This is a genomic window from Rhodothermales bacterium (assembly GCA_034439735.1).
In the GTDB taxonomy this organism is placed as follows: Bacteria; Bacteroidota; Rhodothermia; order Rhodothermales; family JAHQVL01; genus JAWKNW01.
Genome location: JAWXAX010000239.1, coordinates 43,961 through 50,602 on the forward strand (window position 1 = coordinate 43,961; position 6,642 = coordinate 50,602).

General features: G+C 63.9%; 4 protein-coding genes. 3 read left to right on the forward strand and 1 reads right to left on the reverse strand.

Annotated features, from left to right (window positions below; all coding sequences use genetic code 11):
- The first annotated feature begins 63 nt into the window (after positions 1-63).
- The 3 genes from SH809_17485 (at position 64) to SH809_17495 (ending at position 6,029) form a co-directional block, all read left to right on the forward strand.
- On the forward strand, positions 64-2,154 hold the full coding sequence (locus tag SH809_17485; GenBank protein MDZ4701509.1) for an AAA family ATPase: 2,091 nt from the start codon (positions 64-66) through the stop codon (positions 2,152-2,154).
- A 206-nt stretch (positions 2,155-2,360) separates the two neighbouring features.
- Positions 2,361-4,541, forward strand: coding sequence for a DUF4331 family protein (locus SH809_17490; GenBank protein ID MDZ4701510.1), 2,181 nt, complete (start codon positions 2,361-2,363; stop codon positions 4,539-4,541).
- Positions 4,542-4,709: 168 nt separating this feature from the next.
- Positions 4,710-6,029, forward strand: coding sequence for a tetratricopeptide repeat protein (locus SH809_17495; protein MDZ4701511.1), 1,320 nt, complete (start codon positions 4,710-4,712; stop codon positions 6,027-6,029).
- A gap of 97 nt (positions 6,030-6,126) precedes the next feature.
- On the opposite strand, the gene SH809_17500 is transcribed toward SH809_17495, so the two are convergent.
- The gene (locus SH809_17500) at positions 6,127-6,588 is read right to left on the reverse strand and encodes a DUF126 domain-containing protein (protein ID MDZ4701512.1); all 462 of its coding nucleotides are present in this window, start codon (positions 6,586-6,588) and stop codon (positions 6,127-6,129) included.
- Positions 6,589-6,642: the final 54 nt, after the last annotated feature.

Below are 6,642 nucleotides of genomic sequence, written 5' to 3' on the forward strand. Positions count from 1 at the left end.
AACCTGCTGGAGAATTGCTCGCCGGTGCGTACCTTGGCTATGCGAATTATCCGATAGTCCCGCATGTATACTAAGTTCGCCGATATGCTCAATGCGGCCCGCCAGCGTCTGTTCGTCGGCAGGAAGGCAGAGCTTGACCTGTTCGACGAGGCGCTCACCGGTGGGAGTCGACCGTACGCCGTGTTATTTGTTTACGGTCCCGGCGGGGTCGGGAAGACATCGCTCTTGCACATGTTCGCCGACCGGGCCCGTCAGCGGGGCTGGTCCCCCATGTACATCGATACCCGGTCGCTGGAACCCGCGCCCGATGCGTTCCTGCGGGCGGTGGCCGCCGGGCTCGGTCTGGAAGCCGGCGCCGACCCGCTGGCCCATCTGGCGATTTCGGGCAACGAGCATGCGCTGTTTTTTGACACGACGGAGACGATCGGGTCGCTCGACTGGTGGCTGCGCGAGCGGTTTTTACCGGCCCTACCCGAGCGGGTCGTGGCGGTTTTTGCCGGCCGTTTAAAACCATCGCTCGCCTGGCGGATGGATCCGGGGTGGCAGGCGCTCGTGCGGGTGGCGCCGCTGCGTAACCTGAGCGCCGACGAGACCCTCGCCTACCTCCAGAAGCGGCAGGTGCCAGATGAACGGCATCGCGACATCCTCGAATTCACCCGGGGATACCCGCTCGCGCTGTCGCTAATGAGTGACATGATCGAGCAGCACGCCGGCGCCGTCGCGGCGGCCGAGCCGGACATCATCCAGGCGCTGCTCACCCATTTCCTCGACGTGGCGCCGACGCCCGAGCATCGGTATGCGCTGCAGGTATGCGCCACGATCCGGCATACCACCGAGCAGGCGCTGGCTTCGCTCCTCGAAAAGGATGACGTACACGCGCCATTCGAGTGGTTGCGGACGTTGTCATTTATCGATGCCGGTCCGGCCGGCCTCTTCCTACACGACATGGCGCGCAAGGTGCTTGTGGCCGACCTCCAGTGGCGGGCACCGGAATGGCACTCCGAACTCCAGCGTCGCGCGCGTCACTATTATATGGGGCAGATGAACGGCGCCGGCGGCGTCCAGATACGTGAGGTGCTGATCGACTATCTGTACCTGCATCGCGACAATCCGCTCCTCAAGCCGATCTTCACCCAGCTCCAGAGCGACTGGATGGAGCAATCGTCCAACAGTCCGATCATCGACGACGCCTACCACATTTCAGATACCGAGGCGATTCTTGCGATGATCGAGCGCCACGAAGGAGCGGCGGCGGTGGAGGTTGCGCGTCGCTGGCTCGTTCGTCAACCTGCCGGCGTCCGCGTCTACCGGGACCCCGCCGGGGCGCCGCTCGGCGTCTTCGTGCCGCTACGGCTCGAGGCCGACATGGGGGAAGAGGACCGGGCGGACCCTGCCGTCGATCGCGCCCTGACCTACCTGCAGCACTTCGCGCCACTGCGAGAAGGCGAAAACGCGCTGCTGTTCCGGTTTTGGCTATCGGATGAGACGTATCAGGGCATTTCGCTCATCCAGAGCATGTGTTTCATCCAGATGGTGCGCCTTTATCTGACAACGCCGGGGCTGGCGTTCTCTTTCCTCCCTTGCGCCGAGCCCGACCACTGGCAGACGCTGTTTGCCTATGTCGATCTCCATCGGCTACCCGAGGCGGACTATGCCCTGGAGGCCGGCACGTGGGTCCCCTTCGGGCACGATTGGCGGGTGACGCCGCCAGGTGAATGGCTGAAGCGTATCGCCAGCCGGGTGCCCTCGCACGAGGACGCCGGCCGAGCGCCGGAGTCGCAGCCGTCGCTATTTGTCCTGAGCCGCGAGGATTTTCATACCGCTGTGCGCGATGCATTACGCATGCATGTACAAACGCCCCGCGCAGCTGCGCGACAACCCGCTCCTCCGTTCCCGCCTGGTGGTGGATGCCTGCCAGCACGGCGCCGATACGGCCGACCGAATCGAGGTCCTGTGCACGATGCTCGCGGATGCCGCCGGCACGCTCGACGCCTCGCCGCGCGAACGGAAGCTATTCAAGGCCGTCGAAAAGACCTACCTGAAGCCGGCGCCCTCCCAGGAGCTCGCCGCCGAACAACTTGGCGTCCCGTACAGCTCATTCCGCCGGCACCTCACCGTCGGCGTGGAGGCCATCGCCGAGGCGTTATGGCATAAGGAAGTAGGGTAGCATAGGGGATTAAGGTTCAAGGTTCGAGGCTTAAGGGAAGGTTGACAAGAGATGATTTCGCAGAGCCGCAACCATTTTTGAGCGAAAGGTGAGCGGGTTTTGGGCTGGTGGGTAAGCGGAATGGGCTGGTATTCTCATTGTGTTAACGTCGCTCCGATCGGGGCGGCCCGTTTCACTCGATTGAAATATACATATGAAACCATATCAACGTTTTCTATTCCCGCTGGCCCTCGGCGCGCTCGTCGCCGCCGGCCTCGGGCTCCCCGACTTTGGGGACGCCTCCAGCCACCGTGAGGCGCCGATGATCAGCAACGACCCGCTGGCCGATAATACCGACCTCTATGCCTTCCGCTCGCCGGACGACCCGGAGACGGTCACCATCATCGCCAACTACATCCCGCTCCAACTGCCGGAGGGCGGCCCGAACTACAACACGTTCGGAGAAAATATCCGGTATGAGATCCACATCAAAAACCAGCCCTCGGCCGGCGCGCTCGGCAGCGCGACGGACGACATCACGTACCGTTTTACGTTTGAGCAGGAGAATGAAGATCCCACGACGTTCTTCAACATCCGGCTCGGTAAGCAGAATCTCAAAACCACCTACACCGTCGAGAAAAGCACGGACGGCGGAGCGTCGTTCCTGACGATTCTGCAGGATGGCATCGTGCCTCCGAACCGCATCGGCCCTAGATCGCTCGGTAGTGATGTCGGCCTCTCGACGGACTACGAAAGTCTCGTCAACGACGCTATCGCGACCGCCTCGAGCGGCGAGGTGATCTTCGCCGGCCCGCGCGACGACGCCTTTTTTGTCGACCTCGGCGGCGTGTTCGACCTCGGGCAGACGCGCAGCCAGTACGGGGGGGATCCCTCCAACGCCGACAACGCCCGCGACGCCATCGCCGGCTTTAACGTCCACACGATCTCCCTGAAGATTCCGATCGAAAACTTGCAGAAAGATGGGTACGGGACGGATCAGGCCACGAGCATCCTCGATCCGAACTTCGTGATCGGGGTCTGGGCCTCGGCCAGCCGGCCACAGATCACTACACTCTCTCCTGAAGGCGCGAAGCCTACGTATTCGGGGCCCTGGGTTCAGGTATCCCGGCTCGGGATGCCGCTTACCAACGAGGCGGTGATTCCCATCGGCGAAAAGGACCGCTGGAACGCCGCGACGCCGTACAGCGAAGCCGAGCAGACCTTCATCACCTACTTCGCCAACCCGGAGCTGGGGCTTTACATGGACGACACCCAGTTTGGCGGCGCCGTGCCGGCGCTGGCCGCGCTGCGGATGCCGTCCATGTCCTACCCCGCGTTGGGCGATATCGATGGCGATGGCGCTCCGGGTCTCAACTTCCGGAATGGAAAAGATGGGGCGTTTGAAGTGACGAAGCTCGACCCGCCGCCCGATCTCTCGGGCACCGCCTTCGCCGTTCCGCTGGCGAAAGGGCTGGTGGGAGAAGGGGAGCCGAGGCTGGTGGACGTCTACCCGATCTTCTACTTCGGGGTGCCGAACGCCATCCCTTATCAGCTGGCTACCGGGAAGACCGGCGGCCCGCTCAGCGCCGGCAAGCCATTCATCCACAACTTCCTCCCGCACACCCAGGGGCCAGAAGGGGAGCTGTACGGCGGCGACATGCTGCGGCTGAACATGGCCACGCCGGTGACGCCACGGTCGGGAGAAGAGTTTGAGCTGTATTCTCGTCAGGGCCTCGTGCGCACCGCCGTGCTCGGTCTTACGGCCGCCCCGTACAACATGACGTCGGACCTCGAGTTCATTCCGCACATGGACGGCTTCCCGAACGGGCGCCGACTGGAGGATGACGTGACCACGATCGCCCTCCAGGCGGTTGGCGGCCTTGTGCTTGCGGCTGTCGGGCTGCCGTTCGACGACGCCACGGCCGGCGACTACAGCGATCTCGCGTCGCAGCAGTTGGTCGATGCGCTCAACTACACGGCCGGCCCCGTCGCGAATGACGTCCGCCTGCTCGACGAATTCCCATACCAGGCGACCCCGCACCGTGGGTTCGATTACGTCAAGCAGCTCACCGCGCTCGATCCGATGAACTTGCCGGTGAGTATCGAGGGCCTCGGGATGGCGGTGCCGAGCGCGTTCATGCTCGACCAGAACTACCCGAATCCGTTCAACCCTTCGACGACGATCGCCTACCAGGTGACGCGTCCGGGCAACCTGGCGATCCGGGTATACGACCTCCAGGGCCGGCTCATGTCGACCCTCGTCGATCAGGACCACGCCTCAGGTAACCACCAGCTCAGCTGGGACGCCTCGGCGCTGCCAAGCGGGACGTACTTCTACCGCCTGGAGGCCGAAGGAAAGTCGATCCAGACGAAGAAGGCAATTCTGGTGAAGTGAAATAAAAGAGGGTCATCTTGAGCCGCCCGGGATGTACATCCCGGGCGTGTCGAAGGACCTCCCGAATGGGCTGCGCCTCGCTTTAGACAGGTCTTGCACAATCGAGGGGTCCTTCGACAAGCTCAGGATGACCACCATTTTTAGGAATCAGACAAGCATTCCCGTCCCATGAAAACACATAAGCTCACCTCCATAATAACCGGACTCGCGCTGACGGGGGTCGTAGTCGTCGCCGGCTGGCTGGCCTATAGCTGGCTCAAACCGGAGGAGGCGCCCGATGTGGCGCAGGTGCCGGCGACGCCGGCGTCTCTATTTCTCAACGCCGAGTCGTCGGCGGCCTTTTATGAAGACCGCATCCGGAAGGCGCCGGACGACCTGGAAGCCTACACCCGCCTCGCCCAGGTATACCTCCAATTATCGAGGCAGACGGGCGACGAGACCCGCTTTGTCCCGCTCGCGTCGGAGCGCATCGAGCAGGCCCTGGCCCGGAATCCGGATGACTACTACGCGCAGGTCCTCCACGCCTCGTTGCTGAACATCCTGCACCGATTCGACGAGGCACGCGGCGAGGCGGAGGCCCTGGCGAAAGTCTATCCGCACGACTCTGCCGTTCAGGGCATCCTCGTCGATGCTTTCGTCGAACTCGGCGACTACGAGGCGGCGGTGACGGCGAGCGACCAATTGCTGGCGATGCGGCCGGGTCTTGCGGCGTACGCGCGCGCGTCGTACCTGCGCGAGCTGCACGGCGACGCGGCAGGCGCCATCGAGGCGATGGAGCTGGCCGTCGAAGCCGGCGTGCCCGGCCAAGAGGACCGCACGTGGGCGCTGATGCACCTCGGCACCCTGTACCTGGGTCAAGGCGATCTGGAAAGCGCCGAACGGATCTATAATGGGATATTGGAAGAGGCGCCCGGGTATGCGCAGGCCCTGGCCGGCCTCGGGCACATCGCCCATATCGAAGGCGCCACGGAATCGGCCATCGCCTACCTCGGCCAGGCCTATGCGCAGGAGCCGCGTGGTGCGTTTCTGGAGGTCCTTGTGGAGGTTTTCGCCGCCTCGGGCGACGAAGCCACGGCGAACCTGTACCTCGACCGCGTCGAGGCCGGCTACCGCGCGGCCTCCGCGATGGGCGAAAACAACCGGATGGAGTACGCCGATTTCCTTGCCGACCGTGGCGAGCGTCTGGAGGAGGCACTGGAGCTGGCGGAAGCTGAAGTGCGGCGCCGGCCGGGCCACCTCCACGCCAATGAGACCCATGCCTGGGTGCTCCACAAACTCGGCCGGTCCGCCGAGGCCGTCGCGCCGATCGAACGGGCCATGCGGCTGAACACAGGTGATGCGATGGTGCACTTCCGCGCCGGCCACATCTACCGGGCCATCGGGGATACGATCCTGAGCGAGCGCCATTTCCGGGCAGCGCTCGAAGCGAATCTCTACATCGAAAGCCTGACGGCGGCGGAGGAGGCGCGGGGGTTGATTGAGGAATAAAACCCGGCCCCAAACCCCGTCATCCCGAGCCCTCACGATGTAATCGTGAGGTGTCGAAGGACCTCCCGGCCGACCAAAGACCCTCATTTCAGCCCTTTTACTGTGATTCGGGAGGTCCTTCGACAGGCTCAGGATGACCACGGTTTAAAAGCCGAATCCGCCCATCCGCCTCGATGCATACCTGCTGCCCCCCCTCAATCCGTTCGAAGTCCGCCTCGGCCAGCGCCACGATCGGGATCGGCTTGCCATACATCTCATCCGCGACGATGGAGGCCAGGGCCATGAAGGTGTCCACTTCGCGGCTGACGATGGCCGCCGGCGCGACGCCGGCGCGGACGGACTCCAGCAAGATGGCTGTGGATGTGCTCGAGCCCCGGGTGAACGGCACCACGAGCACCCGGCCGGCGGCTATCTGCCCGGAAAGCGGATGCCGTCGGTCGATAATTTCACCCGTTCGTTGGTCGTAACCACCCCAGAAGCTGATCGGCTCGTCGGTGACCAGCGCCGCCCCCTCGGCCGCGCCGGGGACGACGGGGATTCCATGGATTATGCGTTCCATAGGGTATCGTCTCGGAGGATGCGGCCGGCGACGGCGGAGGTCACGCAATCTTCC